The following is a 16831-nucleotide window of genomic DNA, read 5'->3' as shown; positions in this document are numbered from 1 at the left end:
CGCCAGTCGACCCCGCCGCACCGGGCGTCGTCAACCCTCTAACGACTACCGTCCGATTCGTCCTCCGGCGCGGCTAATCTGGGCTCGGTCCCGTCCGTCCCGGCGGAACCCGAAGTCCGAACCGGAGGTGCCCCGGTGCCCGAACCCGTGATCGTCCGGACGGCGCGGCCGGACGAGTACGAGCTGATCGGCGCGCTGACCGTCGAGGTCTACGTGCACAGCGGCCTCGTGTCGCCGGAGTCGTCCTACGTGGCGACGCTGGCCGACGCCGCCGACCGCGCCGCCAAGACCGAGCTGCTGGTCGCCGCCGCGGGCGGCGAGGTCGCCGGGGCCGTCGCGTACTGCCCGCCGGGCAGCCCGTACGCCGAGCTGGCGGCACCGGACGAGGCCGAGTTCCGGATGCTCGCGGTCCTGGCGCGGGCGCGCGGCACCGGGGCCGGACGGGCGCTGGTCACGGCGTGCGTCGACCGCGCGCGGGCCGCCGGGCTCCGCGGGCTGCGCCTCTCGACGCAGCCGAACATGCGCGACGCGCACCGCCTGTACGAGCGCATGGGCTTCACCCGGACGCCCGACCGGGACTGGAGCCCCGTGCCCGGCCTGACGCTCCTCACCTACGCGCTCACCTGCTGACCCGGGCCGGACCGGGCCGGGCCAGACCAGAGCGGGCCGTGTCGGGCCGGAGCCGGACCGGGCCAGGCCGCCGACCGAACTGCCGCCGCCTTCCCCCCGGCAGCCGTCCGCCGCCTTCCCCCGGCAGCCGTCCTGTCGCCGCAGTCCCCCCGGCAGCCGGCACCCGCCCGGCCGCCGGGCGGTTCGGGGTTCGGCCCCGGCGGGGCGTCAGGTGCGGGCGCGGCCGGGGGTGTCGGGGGTGGTTTCGGCGTCGCTGCCGAGGTCGCCGTGCTCGGCGCACCGGGCCGTCCAGCCGAGCGGCGTCACCTGCACGATCATCCGGCGGCGGCAGCGGGCGCAGTAACGGGGCGGCTCCATCCGCCGCGCCGCGCGGCAGGCCGCGTGGTCGTCCCGGTCGGCGGGACCGCCGCAGCGGTCGCAGTACGTCTCCACGGTGGGCTACCGTACCGGCGCGCCGGTGGGCGGTGGTGCCGAGGGCGCCGCTCCGGGTCCGATCGGGCCGGGATGCCGCGAGTTCAGCGGGGCGCCGCGGCCCGCATGCGCGCCACGAGGCCCGTGTCGTAGGAGCCGTCCGCGAACTCGGGCCGGCCGAGCAGCTCGGCGTGGAACGGCAGGTTCGTCGCGAGCCCCTCGATGCGGAACGCGTCCACGGCGGCCCGCGCGCGGCTCAGCGCGTGGGCGCGGTCGTCGCCGTGCACGCACAGCTTGGCCAGCAGCGGGTCGTAGTACGAGGTGACGGTGTTGCCCTCCGCGTATCCGGCGTCGATGCGGATGCCGTCCCCGACGGGCTCCTCCCACACCTTGATGCGGCCGGGCGCGGGCAGGAAGCGTTCGGGGTCCTCGGCGTAGACGCGGAACTCGATCGCGTGCCCGCGGGGGCCCATGAACGCGTCCGGGACGGGCTCGCCCGCGGCGATCCGGAACTGCAGCTCGACGAGGTCGACGCCGCTGACGAGTTCGGTGACGGGGTGCTCCACCTGCAGCCGGGCGCTCATCTCGAGGAAGTGGCACTCCTGCGCGGCGGGGTCGACGAGGAACTCGACGGTGCCGGCGCCGCGGTACCCGACGGCCCGCCCGGCCCGGACGGCGGCGGCCAGCATCCGTTCGCGCAGCTCCGGGGAGACGCCCGGGGACGGGGACTCCTCGACGAGCTTCTGGTGGCGGCGCTGGACGGAGCAGTCGCGGTCGCCGAGCGCGACGACCGTCCCGTCGGGCAGCCCGAGGATCTGCACGTCGACGTGCCTGGCGTTCGGCACGTACCGTTCGAGCAGGATGTCGGTGCGGCCGAAGATGCGCTCGCCGCGGACGCGGGCGTTGTCGTAGGCACGGCGGAGCGCGGCCTCGTCGTGGGCGGCGCTCATCCCGATGCCGTTGCCGCCGGCGGCGGGTTTGACCATGACGGGGTAGCCGATCCGCTCGGCCTCCTCGACGGCGGTGTCGACGTCCGGGACGGGCTCCCACACGCCGGGCACGACGGGGACGCCCGCCTCCTTCACCAGGTTCCGGGCGTTGATCTTGTCGCCGAGACGGGCGATGGCGAGCGGCGGCGCGCCGACCCAGATCAGGTCGCGGGCGGCGACCTGCCGCGCGAAGTCGGCGTTCTCCGCGAGGAACCCGTAGCCGGGATGGACGGCCTGCGCGTTCGTCCGCCGCGCCGCCTCGATGATCGCGGGGGCGTTCAGGTAGCTGCGGGCGGGGTCGGCGGGTCCGATCAGGATGGCCTCGTCGGCCTCGGCGACGAACGGCAGGTCCGCGTCGGCCTGCGAGTACACCGCGATGGCCTTCAGGCCCATCGCGCGCGCGGTGTGGATGATCCGGCCGGCGATCTCTCCCCGGTTCGCCACGAGCACGGACTCGAACACCTGCGGACACTCCTTCGGGACGGCGGGCCGGGCGGCCCGGCCGGGCTTCGGCCATCCTCGCGCCCGGGCGGCGCGGATGCCAACCGGCGGGCCGCCACGCGGCCGGTCACGGCCGGGTGCGGCGGTCCACCACCCGGCTGAGCGCTTCGACGACGGTCGGATCGTACTCGGCGGCGGAGTCGAGCCGCAGCCGTTCCAGGACGGCCGCGCCCCGGTCGCGGTCGGGGGACTCGCCGACGAGGTCGTCGTAGGCGTTGGCGACCTTGATGATGCGGCTGGCGAGGGGCGGCGCGATCGGGCGGTCGGCGTCGCCCTCGCCCGGGTCGGCCGCGTCGTCGGCGGGCCGTCCCGTCCGGTAGGGGTGCGAGGAGAGCCGGACGATGTGCGCGACCCGGTCCAGGACGCCGGTCTCCTTGATGACCTCGGCGCCGAGTTCGGCGATGCGGCGCTGCTCGGTGGGGGACGCGAGGACGGTGGCGCCGCCGGGGATCGGGTCGCCGAGGGACAGCTGCCCGATGTCGTGCATGAGCGCGGCGTACTCCAGCTCGAGGAGTTCGGCCTCGGCCATGCCGAGTTCGCGGCCCATCGCGACGGCGAACGCCGCGACCCGCCGGGAGTGGCCGGTCTCGACGTACCCGCCGACCTCGGTGACGCGCGACAGGGCGCGGACGGTCTGCAGGTAGGTCGCGCGGACGCCCGCGTACCGGCGGAACGCGAACTGGGTGACCAGGATCGGCACCGTGAAGATCAGCAGCGCGGCCTGCCCCATCGCGGTGGTGGAGACGGCGATCAGCATGGCGGTGGCGCTGGTCGCCGCGCACAGCGCCATCTTCGCGCCGATCTCGTCGCGCAGCGCGATGCCGAAGCGGGTGCGGACGGCCTCGGCGCGGATCAGCGCGGCGATCACCACGTCGGTGAAGCAGGACGCGATGACGACCAGGCCCATCGAGGCGAGCAGCAGGTACCAGGCGAGGTCGAGGTTCAGGAGCGGGCGGAAGCACAGCGCGACGACCGAGACCGTGAACAGCCGCCGCGCCATCGCGTCCGGGCGCGGGGTGCGGCCGACGGCGATGTGCGGCAGCGACCCGATCAGCATGCCGACGGCGGTGACGGCGACGACCTGCAGCGGCGAGTGGACGGCGGGGACGACGCCGAGCGGGGCGTCCGCCGGGGCGCCCTCGGGGCCGATGCCGACGAGCAGCGCGTAGCCGATGGCGCCGGCGGTGGCGATGGGGGCCATCTCGCGGTTGCCGGGCATCACCATGCGGAACAGTTCGCCGAGCGCGACGAGCACGCCGAAGATGACCGCGATGTCGGGCTGGACGAGCCCGACGGCGGCGACCTGGGTGATCGCGACGATCGCGAACAGGCCGGCGGTGGCGATGAGGAGGAGCTGGCCGGAGTCGATGGTCTGCCACGCGGCCCGTTCCCGGGCGCGGATCTGGGTGCTGGTCACGCTTGCTTTCCCGCCGGGTCGGTCACTTGCGGACTTCGTCCCCGGCGACGCGCAGCGGCGCGCTGGGGTCGTCGTGGTCCTGCCGGGTGGTCTCGGCGATGTCGTCGTCGGGCGGCGTCATCGGCTTGGGCGGCTCCCAGCCGTCCCGGTCGAGGGCCCGCAGGAACGCCTCGACCATGACGGGGTCGAAGTGGTCGCCGATGCAGCGCTCCAGTTCGGCGACGGCCTCCTCGATGCTGCGGGCGGGCCGGTACGAGCGGGTGGAGGTCATCGTGTCGAACGCGTCGGCGACGGAGATGACGCGGGCGAACTCGGGGATCTCGTCGCCGGCGAGGCCCATCGGGTAGCCGCGCCCGTTCACCTTCTCGTGGTGGTGCATGATGCCGGCGAGCGCCTCGTCCAGGAACCCGATGTCCCGGACGATCTCCAGCCCGCGCATCGGGTGCAGCTGGATCGCCGCGAACTCCTCGGCGGTCAGCGATCCGGCCTTCTGCAGCACCTTGGTGGGGACGCCGAGCTTCCCGACGTCGTGCAGCATCCCGGCGTAGCGGATGGCCTCGACCCGGTCGGCGCGCATCCCGATCTCCTTGGCGATCATGACGGAGCCGCGGGAGACGCGCTCGGAGTGGCCGCGGGTGTAGTAGTCCTTCGTCTCGACGGCCTGGCAGAGCGACGCGAGGGTCGCCGCGTGCGCCTGGTGCTGCGCGTGGGCCTGCTCCATCGCCCAGCGGGCGATGAACAGCGGCAGCAGGACCAGGACGGCCGCGAGCGGCCCGACCCGCGGCCACAGCCCGGCGATGAGCAGGCCGAACATGCCGTAGGCGAGGCAGCCGACGGCGAGCTGGCCGCTGTCGCGGATCAGCTCGCGGGGCGCCGCCTGCCGGCTGAGCAGCAGCACGCCGGCGGTGAGCGCCAGGTTGACGACGACGAAGGTGACGAGCGCGCCGAGGAAGGGGCCGATGACGTTCTCCACCCAGCGGGCCTGCTCGGGGCGGAAGCGGTCACCGCCGAGCAGTTCGAAGACGGTTCCGGCGATGAAGCCGCTGAGCGCGAACTGCGCGCCGTTGAACAGCCGTTTCTCCGGCGCGAGGATCCGCTGCCCGGTGACGACGGCGCAGCAGCCGAGCAGCGCCGCGCCGGCCGGTCCCAGCAGGACCACGGACGCCAGGCTGGCGGCGAAGCTCATCGAGACGCGCGCGCGCTCGACGTTGAGTCTGGCCGGCGCGGAGTCGCACACGAGGAACAGCACGGCCAGCACGGCCAGCTTGCTCCAGTCCAGCTCCGCGAAGGACGACGTCGCGATGAGGCCGGCCGCGAGGACGACCACACCGCACACGTACGCCCAGGCAGCGAGAGGTAGTCCACGCATTGCCGCCCCCTCGGGGATGACGACTGGGCGGGCCGCCGCCGGGATCGCTCGTGCCTGCCGGCACTAGACCCAGGACACGCCCTTGGGCATCATCAGCGACGACGCCGTGGCGCTCGAGTGCCGGGCCGTCCGGACAGGCATCTCGCGATGCAGCATGACTCCTTGCCTCCCCCCACGGAAATCCGGAACGCCGGTGCTCGACCGGCCGGCCGGGACTCCGACGGCCCCCGACCTCCGGGCGAGACACATACCCCGAATTCCCGGGTGCGCACCGTGCTCCCGTCGCTGAATTCGGCACAAGCCTAACGCGAACTGCCCAGGTCACACAGGCATGCGAGGAATCGTGAGCAAAGTGTGAACCAACCGTCACCTTAAGTGATCATTTCTCCATCGCTTTATACGCAACGTATGCGCACCGCCGTTATGCACGACATAAATGCACGTGCAGGAGGCAAACGGTAAACTAAACAACCAGAAACGGCCCCGGAAAGGGATAGGCCCGGCATTCACCGGTGTTCGGCGGCGTAGAGGGCATCGCGGGCGGTTCCCGGCGGTTCCGTACACGGCTCCGGCCCGGCCGCGGCTCGGCTCCGGCCCGCCCGACCGCGGCTCAGCGGCGCTCGCGGGCCCATGCGACCGTCGCCGCGAGCCCGTCCGGCAGCGACACCCGCGGCGCCCAGCCGAGCGCCCCCAGCGTCGGCCCGGGATCGATCGCCATCGCCGGGAGGTCGCCGAGGCGCGGCGGCGCGAACTCGGGTTCGTCCGGGGCGCCCGCGGCGGCGGCGACGAGCGTGTGCAGTTCGCGGTCGGTCGTCTGCAGGCCGGTGCCCACGTTGAGCCGCCGCCCGCCGCCGCGCTCGTCCACCGCGCGGGCGAACGCGTCCACGACGTCGAGGACGTACACGTAGTCGCGGGTCTGCGTGCCGTCGCCGTACACCTGCGTCGCGCGCCCGTCGAGGAGCGCGTCCGTGAAGATCGACACGACGCCCGCCTCGCCCTCCGGGGTCTGCCGCGGCCCGTACACGTTGGCCAGCGTGAGCGTGGTGAAGTCCACGCCGTGCAGCGCCCGGTACGTCTGGGCGTAGACCTCGCCCGACACCTTCGACGCCGCGTACGGGGACGCGGGCCGCAGTTCGGCGTCCGGCGGGACGGGCAGCGCGTCCGGCACCCCGTAGACGGCGCAGCTGGAGGCGAAGACGACCTTGCGTCCGCCCGCCGCGCGCACCGCCTCCAGGACGTTCGCGGTGCCGAGCACGTTCGTCCGGGCGTCGTGCCCGGGGTCGGCGACGCTCGCCCGCACGCTGACCTGCGCGGCCAGATGGCAGACGACCTCGGGCCGGCGCGCGGCGGCCCGCTCGGCGAGCGCCGGGTCGGCGACGTCCAGCTCCCACAGCTCGACGTCCGGACGGACGTTCGCGCCGGACGACAGATCGTCCACGCCGACGACCTCGTGACCGTCGGCGAGGAGCCGGTCGACGAGATGGGAACCGATGAATCCGGCCGCGCCGGTGACCATAACGAGCACGGGAGAACGATAACCCCGCGAACTCCGCGCCGTCCGGTCAGGCGGTTTCGGTTTCGGTTTCCGTGCGTTCGCCGCCGGTCGTCTTGATCTCGCCGCAGATCTGCTCGATGCGGCCGAGGACCTTGGTGCGCAGGTCCTCCGGGGCGGGCTCGCAGCCGCAGGATTTGTTCACCAGCTTCTTCACGGCCTCCTCGAGACCGTACTCGCGCAGGCACGGCCCGCACTCGTCCAGATGCTGGCGGACCTCGCCGCAGCCGCCCTGGTCCAGCTCGCCGTCCAGATAGGTGTAGACGCGGGCCAGAACCTCGTCGCAGGGGGTGTCATGGTGGTCGCCACAGCTCATGGCTCACTCACCCTTCTCGCGCACCGCGCCGCGTCCGGGCGCGGTGTCCGGCATGTCGCTCCGTTTCGGGCGACGGACGGGCGCGTGCGTCATGACCGCCCTCCGTTCGCCCGGGTGAGGCCGCGCTCCTGCGCGTAGTCCTCGAGCATGCCGCGCAGCTGGCGCCGGCCCCGGTGCAGCCGCGACATCACCGTGCCGATGGGGGTGCCCATGATCTCGGCGATCTCCTTGTAGGCGAATCCCTCGACGTCGGCGAGGTAGACGGCGATCCGGAACTCCTCCGGCAGGTCCTGCAGCGCCCGCTTGACGTCGGAGTCGGGCAGGTGCTCCAGCGCTTCGGCCTCGGCGGACTTCAGCCCGCTGGAGGTGTGCGACTCGGCGCGCGCGAGCTGCCAGTCCTCGATCTCCTCGGTGGCCGACTGCTGCGGCTGGCGCTGCTTCTTGCGGTAGGAGTTGATGAACGTGTTGGTCAGGATGCGGTAGAGCCACGCCTTGAGGTTCGTGCCCTCCTTGAACTGGTGGAAGGACGCGAACGCCTTGGCGAACGTCTCCTGCACGAGATCCTCGGCGTCCGCCGGGTTGCGCGTCATGCGCAGCGCGGCGGAGTACAGCTGGTCCAAGAACGGGAGCACGTCGCGCTGGAAGCGCTCCTGGCGCTGCTCCACGGTCTCCGTGGTGCCCGGTACCTGACCCACCCCCTCGTCTGCGGCGACACCGGCCGTGTCGTCCCCGCTAGACGATATCGGGCCGCGCAACCTGAGCGCGCCTCTGGGTGCCGGTGCCTTGCCGAGGGGCGATACCCCGGCACCTCGGGGGTATTCGGCAACGGCCGTGGTCATGGGACCTCCACCTTCGGGCTGTACTCGTTCGTCTCACGCTTATGAGACGGTGCAACGCCGGGACGTCCCCGTCGATTCCCGCGATCCGGATCACGGTCGCGGGGAGGCCGGGAGGGCTTTCAGGCGTGTCCTGCACGGAGGGTGATGAGCGGGCCCAGACGGGGAAGAAGTGACCTATATGGCGAGAACAGGAGCAATGCGGTGCTACCGGTGCCGGCACGACCTCCCGAGCCCACCATCGCCAGCCTGCGCGATCCCTCCGGCGACGGAGCGGGGGACTCTCTGGAGCGCTACTGGACCTTCTACTGGGCGGTGTCCGATGCCCAGCTGACGCGGTGGCTGCCGCGCGGCCCGTCCCGGGTGCTGGACCTGTCCGGCGGGGACGGGCGCTGCGCGGGGCGCGCGGCCGGCGCGGGCCACTCGGTGCTGGAGGTGCGCGACCCGCTGCTGGAACGGGCCGCGCCGGGCGGCGCGGCCCGCCCGTCCGGCGACGGGACGGCCGCGACGATCCCGGTGCTCGGCGACTCGGGGACGCTGGACTTCCTCGACGACGCGTCCGTGGACGCCGTCGTCGCGGAGAACCGCGTCCTGTCCCGGCACCTGGCGACCGAGGAGACGGTCGGCGAGATCGCCAGGGTGCTGCGCCCCGGCGGCCGCGTCCTGCTGTGCGTCGACTCGCTCACGCTCGGCATGGCGCTGCTCGCCGAGCGCAACTACTGGGCGCACCTGTCGGACGTGCCGAGCGCCGAGGTCGTCCTGGTGCCCTGGCCGGACGGGACGATCACCCGGTGCTTCGGCGCCGAGCAGCTCCGCGAGCTGCTCGGCGGCGCGGGCCTGGAGGTCGAGTGGATCAGGCCGCGCACGGTGCTGTCCCCCTCGACCGTCGAGCACGTCCTCGGCCGCTCGCCGCGCGCCCTGCCGCGGCTCGTCCGGGAGGAGCTGAACGCGCCGATGGGCGACGAGTCCCTGGGCATCCACCTGCTGGCGAGTGCCGTCCTGCCCTGACGGCGCCCGCCGGCGGGCGGGGCCGTCAGAACAAGGCGCCCGGAGGGTCGGCGAGGCCGTCCCCGCCGTCGGCCGGTTCCACGAGCTCGGGGCCGTTGTTCTTCACGCTGTTGACGGCCTTGGACACCGGGAAGGCGTCCATCGTCCCGGCCATGGCGGGGACGAGCAGGCCGCGGACGCGGTCGGGGTCGGTGAGCGCCGGGTCGAGCCAGGCGTCCCAGCGGTCCGGCTCGACGATCATCGGCATCCGGTCGTGGATGCGGCCGAGGTCGTCCGGCGCGTTCGTGGTGATGACCGTGCACGTCCAGAGCCACTCGTCCTCGGGCGACTTCCACAGCTCGTACAGCCCGGCCATGGCCATGACCCCGCCGTCCTTGGGGCGGATGAAGAACGGCTGCTTGGGCGGCCTCTTGGGCTTCTTCTCCGCGTCCTCGTTCTGCAGGACGTACCACTCGAAATAGCCGTCGGCGGGCAGCAGGCAGCGGCGCTTGGCGAACGCGCGGCGGTAGGACGGCTTCTCGTGCACGGTCTCGGCCCGCGCATTGATCATCCGGTTGCCGATCGCGGGGTCCTTGGCCCAGGACGGGACGAGCCCCCAGCGGACGGTCCGCAGTTGCCGGGCGGGAGCGCTCTCCTCCGGTGCGTCCTTCGGCACCCGGTCGAGGACGACCGGTACCTGTTTGGTGGGCGCGACGTTGTAGTCGGGTTCGAGATCGCCTTCGACGGCGTCGACCTGCACGCGGAACTCGTCGAGAAGTTCCTGGCGGGCCCTGGAGGTGGCGTATCGACCGCACATGTGTCCATCCTGCCGCGCATGAGGCCCGGCGTGTTGGGCATGTAGCGGGTCATGCGACCGTTCACGACCCTGGCCCGCCCGTTCGTGGCGGCCCCCTTCATCATGACCGGACTGGACGCGATGCGGGACCCGCGGGAGCGCGCCGAGCGGGTCGCGCCGGCGGCCAAGCCGGTGGCGGACCGGTTCGATTGGCTGCCGAAGGACCCCGAATCCCTCGTGCGGATGCAGGGCGCGCTCAGCGTCGGCACCGGCGCCCTCCTGCTCACCGGCCGGTTCCGCCGGCTGACCACGCTGCTGCTCGCGGCCCAGGTCGTCCCCGCCATGGCGACCGAGCACCGCTACTGGACCGTGGACGACCCGGACGAGCGCGCGAACGAGCGCGCGCACCTGCTGAAGAACGCCGGACTGTTCGGCGCGCTCCTGATGGTGGCCGCGGAGCCGCGCCGGGCCCCCCGGCTCGCGGAGGTGCGGCGTGCGGCGCGGGAGACGCAGATCAAGAGCGGTGCGGAGGCGCGGGCGCTGCGCCGGGAGGCCGCGGTGACGCTGCGGGACGCCCGCCGCGAGGCGGCCCGCCAGGTCCGGGCGGCCCGCGCGGAGAGCGGACGGAAGGCCGCGAAGGCGGGCTACCGCGCCGGGAAGGGCGCGGGCAAGGGCGCGGGCATCGCGCAGAGCGCGAAGACCATGACGACCGGCATGACGAAGGGCCTGGGCAAGGGCGGCCGCAAGAGCAGCCGAACGATCGGCTTCGGCCCCTTCAAGGCCGCCGCGCGGAGCGGCACCGGCACCCTGCAGACGCGCGTGCAGCAGGGCGGCAAGATGGGCAAGCAGGCGGGCAAGACCGTCAAGGCCGGGACGTCCGCGCAGGCGCAGCGCGCGATGAAGGCCGGCCAGACGGTCAAGGCGGGCACCGCCGTGCAGGCAGGCAAGGTGAAGCAGGCCGTGAAACGCTAACGGCCCGCCCCCGAGCCGCAGCGGGCCGGTACCACTGCGATCGCGAGCGAAGCCGGATTCGAGCCTGCGAGAATCCGATCGCGCAGCGAGCCCCTGGGCGAGCCGGAGCGATGCAGCGATCGCACCGCAAGGCCCGTTGAAGGAAGGCCCCCAGGGCCTGACGCCGAGGGCCTTGCTAAGAAACACGCAGGCGACGCAATAAACTCGGGGTATGCCCTCGCCTTCTCCGCAATCGTCCTCCCCGGAATCGTCGTCGCCGCACTGGCCGGCCCCGGTCGCCGACGGTCCCGTGGACGCCACGGTGGCGTTGCCCGGGTCGAAGTCGATGACCAACCGGGCGCTGATCCTCGCGGCGCTGGCCGACGAACCGGTGTGCGTCCACCGTCCGCTGCACAGCCGCGACACCGAGCTGATGGCGGACGCGCTGCGCGCCCTCGGGGTCGGCATCGGCGAGGACCACGACGACTGGCAGACCCTCCCCGGTGAGCTGCGGGGCCCGGCGCGGGTGGACGTGGGCCTCGCGGGGACGGTGATGCGGTTCCTGCCGCCGGTGGCGGCGCTGGCCCGCGGCGAGGTGGCGATCGACGGCGACCCGCGCGCCCGCGAGCGTCCGATGGGCCCCATCGTCGCGGCCCTGCGGGCGCTCGGCGCGGAGATCGACGACGGCGGGCGCGGGGCGCTGCCGTTCACGGTCCGCGGGACGGGCGCCGTGCCGGGCGGCGCGGTGACGATCGACGCGTCCGGCTCGTCGCAGCTGGTGTCGGGGCTGCTGCTGGCCGCGCCCCGGTTCGGCAAGGGCGTGGAGGTGCGGCACGAGGGGCCGCCGGTCCCGTCGGCGCCGCACCTGGCGATGACCGTCCAGATGCTGCGGCAGGCGGGCGTGGCGGTGGAGACGGGCGAGAACCTGTGGCGGGTCGCGCCGGGGCCGGTGCGCGGCGGGGAGTGGGTGATCGAGCCCGATCTGTCGAACGCCGCGCAGTTCCTCGGCGCCGCGCTCGTCACGGGCGGGCGCGTCACCGTGCCGGGCTGGCCGGACGCGACGACGCAGCCGGGCGACGCGCTGCGCGGGCTCCTCGCGGAGATGGGCGCCGAGGTGTCGCGCGGGCCGGACGGGCTGACGGTGCGGGGCCCGGGCGCCGGGGAGTACGCGGGGCTGGAGGCCGATCTGCACGAGGTCGGCGAGCTGACGCCCGTCCTGGCGGCGCTCGCGGCGCTGGCCGGGTCGCCGTCGCGGCTGACCGGCATCGCGCACCTGCGCGGGCACGAGACCGACCGGCTGGCGGCGCTGGTCGCCGAGCTGAACCGGCTCGGCGGCGACGCCCGGGAGCTGCCGGACGGGCTGGAGATCCGGCCGCGGCCGCTGCGCGGCGGCGTGTTCCGCACCTACGACGACCACCGGATGGTGATGGCGGCGGCCGTCCTGGGGCTGGCCGTTCCCGGCGTCGAGGTGGAGAATCCGGGCACGGTCGGCAAGACGATGCCGGACTTCACCGGGCTGTGGGCGTCGCTGCGGGCGTCCGGCTGAGGACGAGAGGGCGAGGCGCTGGCGAAACGACGGGAATACGACGAGGACGACGTCCGGGTGCGGCCCGGACGCCGGGGGTCGCGGCCGCGCACCCGGCGCCGTCCGGCGCACGAGGACGCGACCGCGGCGCTGGTGGTCGCGGTGGACCGGGGCCGCTACCGCTGCCTGGCCGAGCCCGGCGCGGACGGCGAGCGCGCCGTCACCGCGATGCGGGCCCGCGAGCTGGGCCGCAAGGGCGTGGTGGTGGGCGACCGGGTGGCGCTGGTCGGGGACGTGTCGGGCGCCGCGGACACGCTCGCCCGGATCGTCCGGGTGGAGCCGCGCACGTCGGAGCTGCGGCGGACGGCCGACGACACCGACCCGTTCGAGCGGATCGTCGTCGCCAACGCCGACCGGCTGGTCATCGTGACCGCGCTGGCCGACCCGGAGCCGCGGCCCCGGATGATCGACCGGCAGCTCGTCGCCGCCTACGACGCGGGCATGGACCCGCTGCTGTGCCTGACCAAGGCCGACCTCGCCGACCCCGCCGAGCTGATCGCCGAGTACGCGCCGCTCGGGTTCCCGTGCGTGGCGACGCGGCGCGGCGGCGATCTGGGCGAGCTGCGCGAGCACCTGTCGGGACGGACGAGCGTGCTGGTCGGGCACTCGGGCGTCGGGAAGTCGACGCTGGTGAACGCGCTCGTCCCGGACGCGGCACGGGCGGTCGGCGACGTGAACGCGGTCACCGGGCGCGGCCGGCACACGTCGTCGTCGGCGATCGCGCTGGAGCTGCCCGGCGCGGACGGCTGGATCATCGACACGCCGGGCGTGCGGAGCTTCGGGCTCGCGCACGTCGATCCGGCGAACGTGCTCGGCGCGTTCGAGGACCTCGCGGAGGGCGCGGCGGAGCGCTGCCCGCCGCAGTGCGACCACTTCCAGGACGACTGCGGGCTGGACGAGTGGGTCGCCGAGGGCCATGCGGGCAAGGCCCGCCTCGACTCGCTGCGCCGCCTGCTCGCCAGCCGCGAGGGTGAAGCGGATTAGCCGTCCGGGTCGCGTTCGGCCGGTATCGTCCCTCCCATGCCCCCAGTGATCGCCGACCGTTACGAGCCGCTGGAGCTGCTCGGCCGGGGCGGGATGGGCGCCGTGTGGCGCGCCCGCGACCGGGTCCTGGACCGCGAGGTGGCGATCAAGGAGGTCACGCCGCCCACCGGACTGGACGGCGAGCAGATCGGCCGCGTCTACACGCGGACGTTCCGCGAGGCCCGCTCGGCGGCGCGGCTCGACCATCCGGGCATCGTCACCGTGTACGACGTCGTCGAGGAGGACGGGCGTCCCTGGATCGTCATGCAGCTGATCCGGGCGAAGTCGCTCGACGCGATCGTCAAGGGCGAGGGGCCGCTGCCGCCCGAGCGGGTCGCGCGGATCGGCCTCGACCTGCTCGACGCGCTGCGGGCGGCCCACGCGGCGGGCGTCGTCCACCGGGACGTCAAGCCCGGCAACGTCCTGCTGCCGCCGGACCGGGCCGTGCTCACCGACTTCGGCATCGCGACCGTCGCGGGCGACGAGACGATCACCCGGACCGGCGCGATCGTCGGCTCCCCCGCGTACCTCGCGCCCGAGCAGGCCCGCAGGCAGAAGGCGTCCCCGGCGTCGGACCTGTGGTCGCTGGGCGCCACGCTCTACGCGGCCGTCGAGGGACGGCCGCCGTACCGGCGCGCGGACGTGTGGGGCGTGATGGGCGCGCTGCTCGCGGACGAACCGGACCCGCTCCGGCTCGCCGGGCCGCTCACGCCCGTCCTGCGGGGCCTGCTGCGCCGCGAGCCGGACGAGCGGGCCGGGCCCGAGGAGGCCGAGCGCCTGCTCCGGCAGGCGGCGGCCGGGACCCCGGCCCCGTTCGCGCCGCCGTCCCCGCTCCCCCACACGACGGCGCACCCCGTCCCCCGGGCCCGGTGCCGGTTCCGCCGCAGGCGGCGACCGTCCCGCCCGCCGAGGTCCGGACGGGCGGTGGACGTCCGGGCGCCCGGTGGGCGCTGCTCCTGCCGCTCGGGGTGTTCGCGGTCGTGCTGGTCGCGGGCGTCGTCTCGGCCGCCGTGTTCCTGACCCAGGGCGACGGGAAGGGCGGGCCGGGAGGGTCCGGTTCGGCCGCGGCGTCGTCGCCGGGGAGCGGCTCCACGGGGTCGGGGAGCACCGGCGTCCCCGCCGGTTACGAGCCGTACGAGGGGTCGTCGTTCGCCGTCGCGGTGCCGAAAGGCTGGAAGGCGGAGGCGTCCGGCGACGACGTGACGTTCAGCGATCCGGCCGAGGGCAGCAGGCGCGGCATCGCGATCCAGCGGATCGCCTCCAGCCACGCCGACCTCGGCGGTTCCCTCGCCGACGCGGCCGAAGGCTTCGCACGGGACGACTCGTACCAGGACTACGACCAGGTGCGCTTCGATCGCAGCCTCAGCTACCAGGGGCACGACGCCGCGGAGCTGGAGTTCACGTTCACGCAGGACGGGGTCGCGGGCCGCTGCCGCGTGCGGGTGTTCCGGTTCGACGACGCGGTCTACCAGGCCGTCCTGGTCGGCCGAGCGGACACCTGGCGGGAAGTGGTCCCGCACTACGAGACGTTCCTGAAGACCCTCCGCGCCGCCGGCTAGCCCTTCGTGGGCTCCTCGAGGAGGGCGCGGGCGCGTTCCTCGGCCTCGTTCAGCGCCTTGACGTGCTCGGGCGCGAGGTCTTCGACCGAGCGCGTCATCTCCTCGGCGACCTGGCTGAACGCGTTCTCCTCCGCGCCGCGCAGCGCCGCCCGGACGGTCGCGGCGCGGGCGCCGACCGCGGCCCATTCGAGTTCGAGGCGGGCGACGGCCTCGTCGAATGCGCGGGTGACCTCGGCGGCGGAATCGGCCAGCTCGGCCGGGACGGGGCCGCGCCCGGCCCGGCGGGCCGAGCCGGAGAGCGCGGAGACCCGGCCGGCGAGCTCCAGCCCCTCGCGGGCGAGGGGAAGCACGTCCTGGACGAGGGCGTTGACGGCCCTGGCCAGTTCCTCCACGCGGGTGAGGAGGGTCCGCGTCGACTCCTCCAGCGCCCGGGACGTCCGCTCGGCGACCCGCTCGGCGACCTCCCGGTGCCGCTCGGACAGGGCGGGGACGACCTCGCGGTCCAGGAGCCGCCGCAGTTCGGGCTCGCGGGCGCGGCCGGACGGGCGCGTCCGTCCGGCCCAGTCCGACCAGAGGCGTTCGATGCGCCGCTCCCCCGACGCGGTGAGCTCGCCGGTGATCTCCTCCAGGGCCTCGCCGGTGCGGGCCTTGAGCCGCTCGACGCTGCCGTAGAGCGCCTCCCGCTTGAACGGCTCGTTCAGCTCGTTCAGCTGGGCCTGCAGCCGCCGGGAGACGTCGATCGCGTGCTCGGCGAGGGGGACGAGCCGGTCGGCCAGCTCGTCCAGCGTCCGCGCGCGGCGCGGATCGGTCAGGTCTGCCACCCATCCGGGCAGTTCGTGGGCCATGCGCCCATGCTGCCATCGGACGGGCCTTCCGGGCGGGCCGTCACGCCGACCGGCGCCCGGAAGCGGCCGCGGGGCGGCGGCGGGTCCGTCCCCGCCCGGCCGGGTGTGTCGGGGCACCGGGCGGTCACGGTAGCGTGGCACGCCGTGGCGGGCTATTCCGATGACCTGCGTTTCGCGCACGTGCTGGCGGACCAGGCCGATGACATCACGACCAAGCGCTTCCGCGCGCTCGATCTCGACGTCGAGACCAAGCCGGACCTGACGCCGGTGAGCGACGCCGACCGCGGCGTCGAGGAGCAGTTGCGCGCCACACTCGGCCGGTCCCGGCCGCGGGACGCGATCCTCGGCGAGGAGTACGGGCGGACCGGGGGCGGGAACCGCTGCTGGATCATCGACCCGATCGACGCGACGAAGAACTTCGTGCGGGGCGTCCCGGTGTGGGCGACGCTGATCGCGCTGATGGAGAACGACGAGGTGGTCGTCGGGGTGGTGTCGGCGCCGGCGCTGAACCGGCGCTGGTGGGCGGCGCGCGGCGGCGGCGCCTGGACGGGCCGCAGCCTGACCCGCGCGACGCCGATCAGCGTGTCGGCGGTCGGGGAGCTGGCGGACGCGTCGCTGTCGTTCTCGAGCCTGAGCGGCTGGGAGGAGCAGGGGCGGCTGGAGCAGTTCCTGGAGTTGACGCGCGAGGTGTGGCGGACGCGGGCGTTCGGCGACTTCTGGTCGCACATGATGGTCGCCGAGGGCGCCGTCGACGTGTCGACGGAGCCGGAGGTGTCGCTGTGGGACCTCGCGGCCCTGCAGGTGATCGTGGAGGAGGCCGGGGGATGTTCACCGATCTGACCGGTGTGCCGGGCCCGGACGGCGGCAGCGTCGTGTGCACGAACGGGAGGCTGCACGCGGACGTGCTGCGCACGCTGGGCGGCGGCCAGCTCTCCCTGCGCATCTGACCTGACGATTCGTGCCCGGGGGTACCGGCACTGGTCACCGGGCGACTCGCGACATATCGTGGAACGACGGTCGGCGCACGGCCGTTGTCCGAAGAGGGCGGCCCGTATCGGAGGTAG

General features: G+C 74.1%; 16 protein-coding genes and 1 pseudogene. 8 read left to right on the top strand and 9 right to left on the bottom strand.

The genetic code is table 11. The annotated features are described in order from the left end of the window. The first annotated feature begins 135 nt into the window (after positions 1–135). On the top strand, positions 136–630 hold the full coding sequence (locus tag F7P10_RS32090; protein ID WP_151015163.1) for an N-acetyltransferase: 495 nt from the start codon (positions 136–138) through the stop codon (positions 628–630). Positions 631–837: 207 nt separating this feature from the next. On the opposite strand, the gene F7P10_RS32085 is transcribed toward F7P10_RS32090, so the two are convergent. The 7 genes from F7P10_RS32085 to F7P10_RS32055 all read right to left on the bottom strand — a co-directional run bounded on the left by F7P10_RS32085 (position 838) and on the right by F7P10_RS32055 (position 8024). Then, the gene (locus F7P10_RS32085; protein ID WP_151015161.1) at positions 838–1062 is read right to left on the bottom strand and encodes a hypothetical protein; all 225 of its coding nucleotides are present in this window, start codon (positions 1060–1062) and stop codon (positions 838–840) included. A gap of 83 nt (positions 1063–1145) precedes the next feature. Continuing rightward, the gene (locus F7P10_RS32080) at positions 1146–2492 is read right to left on the bottom strand and encodes an acetyl/propionyl/methylcrotonyl-CoA carboxylase subunit alpha (RefSeq protein WP_151015160.1); all 1347 of its coding nucleotides are present in this window, start codon (positions 2490–2492) and stop codon (positions 1146–1148) included. Positions 2493–2598: 106 nt separating this feature from the next. Further along, positions 2599–3948 carry an HD-GYP domain-containing protein gene (locus F7P10_RS32075; RefSeq protein ID WP_151015157.1) on the bottom strand — a complete coding sequence of 450 codons (1350 nt, stop codon included), beginning with the start codon at positions 3946–3948 and terminating at the stop codon, positions 2599–2601. A gap of 22 nt (positions 3949–3970) precedes the next feature. Beyond that, entirely contained in the window at positions 3971–5317 is a 1347-nt protein-coding gene (locus F7P10_RS32070; protein ID WP_151015155.1) for an HD-GYP domain-containing protein, read from the bottom strand. 610 nt (positions 5318–5927) lie between these two features. Next, on the bottom strand, positions 5928–6833 hold the full coding sequence (locus F7P10_RS32065) for an NAD-dependent epimerase/dehydratase family protein (RefSeq protein WP_368077495.1): 906 nt from the start codon (positions 6831–6833) through the stop codon (positions 5928–5930). 46 nt (positions 6834–6879) lie between these two features. Then, the gene (gene rsrA, locus F7P10_RS32060; RefSeq protein ID WP_151015151.1) at positions 6880–7185 is read right to left on the bottom strand and encodes a mycothiol system anti-sigma-R factor; all 306 of its coding nucleotides are present in this window, start codon (positions 7183–7185) and stop codon (positions 6880–6882) included. Positions 7186–7274: 89 nt separating this feature from the next. After that, positions 7275–8024 carry a sigma-70 family RNA polymerase sigma factor gene (locus tag F7P10_RS32055; RefSeq protein WP_254716132.1) on the bottom strand — a complete coding sequence of 250 codons (750 nt, stop codon included), beginning with the start codon at positions 8022–8024 and terminating at the stop codon, positions 7275–7277. Between the two features lie 210 nt (positions 8025–8234). Here F7P10_RS32055 and F7P10_RS32050 point away from each other — a divergent pair, with 210 nt between their 5' ends. Beyond that, positions 8235–9029: a class I SAM-dependent methyltransferase gene (locus F7P10_RS32050; RefSeq protein ID WP_254716131.1), complete on the top strand. Its 795-nt coding sequence runs from the start codon at positions 8235–8237 to the stop codon at positions 9027–9029. Between the two features lie 25 nt (positions 9030–9054). Here F7P10_RS32050 and F7P10_RS32045 read toward each other — a convergent pair whose 3' ends face one another. Further along, positions 9055–9825, bottom strand: a complete 771-nt coding sequence (locus F7P10_RS32045) for an SOS response-associated peptidase (protein ID WP_151015147.1) — start codon at positions 9823–9825, stop codon at positions 9055–9057. Between the two features lie 51 nt (positions 9826–9876). On the opposite strand from F7P10_RS32045, the gene F7P10_RS32040 reads away from it, so the two are divergent. The 5 genes from F7P10_RS32040 (at position 9877) to F7P10_RS32020 (ending at position 14922) form a co-directional block, all read left to right on the top strand. Next, on the top strand, positions 9877–10776 hold the full coding sequence (locus tag F7P10_RS32040; RefSeq protein WP_151015145.1) for a DoxX family protein: 900 nt from the start codon (positions 9877–9879) through the stop codon (positions 10774–10776). Positions 10777–10987: 211 nt separating this feature from the next. Continuing rightward, a complete protein-coding gene (gene aroA, locus F7P10_RS32035; RefSeq protein ID WP_151015143.1) occupies positions 10988–12301 on the top strand; it encodes a 3-phosphoshikimate 1-carboxyvinyltransferase in 1314 nt (437 codons plus the stop codon). Between the two features lie 57 nt (positions 12302–12358). Then, positions 12359–13324: a ribosome small subunit-dependent GTPase A gene (gene rsgA, locus F7P10_RS32030; RefSeq protein WP_218040210.1), complete on the top strand. Its 966-nt coding sequence runs from the start codon at positions 12359–12361 to the stop codon at positions 13322–13324. 36 nt (positions 13325–13360) lie between these two features. Further along, the gene (locus F7P10_RS32025) at positions 13361–14383 is read left to right on the top strand and encodes a serine/threonine-protein kinase (RefSeq protein WP_254716130.1); all 1023 of its coding nucleotides are present in this window, start codon (positions 13361–13363) and stop codon (positions 14381–14383) included. Next, positions 14344–14922, top strand: coding sequence for a hypothetical protein (locus F7P10_RS32020; protein ID WP_176611746.1), 579 nt, complete (start codon positions 14344–14346; stop codon positions 14920–14922). The genes F7P10_RS32025 and F7P10_RS32020 overlap by 40 nt, the downstream gene beginning before the upstream one ends. Here the strand turns inward: F7P10_RS32020 and F7P10_RS32015 are convergent. After that, complete coding sequence (locus F7P10_RS32015) at positions 14919–15767, bottom strand: hypothetical protein (RefSeq protein ID WP_151015137.1); 849 nt, start codon at positions 15765–15767, stop codon at positions 14919–14921. The genes F7P10_RS32020 and F7P10_RS32015 overlap by 4 nt on opposite strands. Before the next feature lie 144 nt (positions 15768–15911). Between F7P10_RS32015 and hisN the strand changes: the two are divergent. Then, a pseudogene (hisN, locus tag F7P10_RS32010) lies at positions 15912–16714 on the top strand (histidinol-phosphatase). Positions 16715–16831: the final 117 nt, after the last annotated feature.

This window comes from Actinomadura sp. WMMB 499 (assembly GCF_008824145.1).
Taxonomy (GTDB): Bacteria; Actinomycetota; Actinomycetes; order Streptosporangiales; family Streptosporangiaceae; genus Spirillospora.
This window is presented reverse-complemented; position numbering and strand designations above follow the sequence as displayed.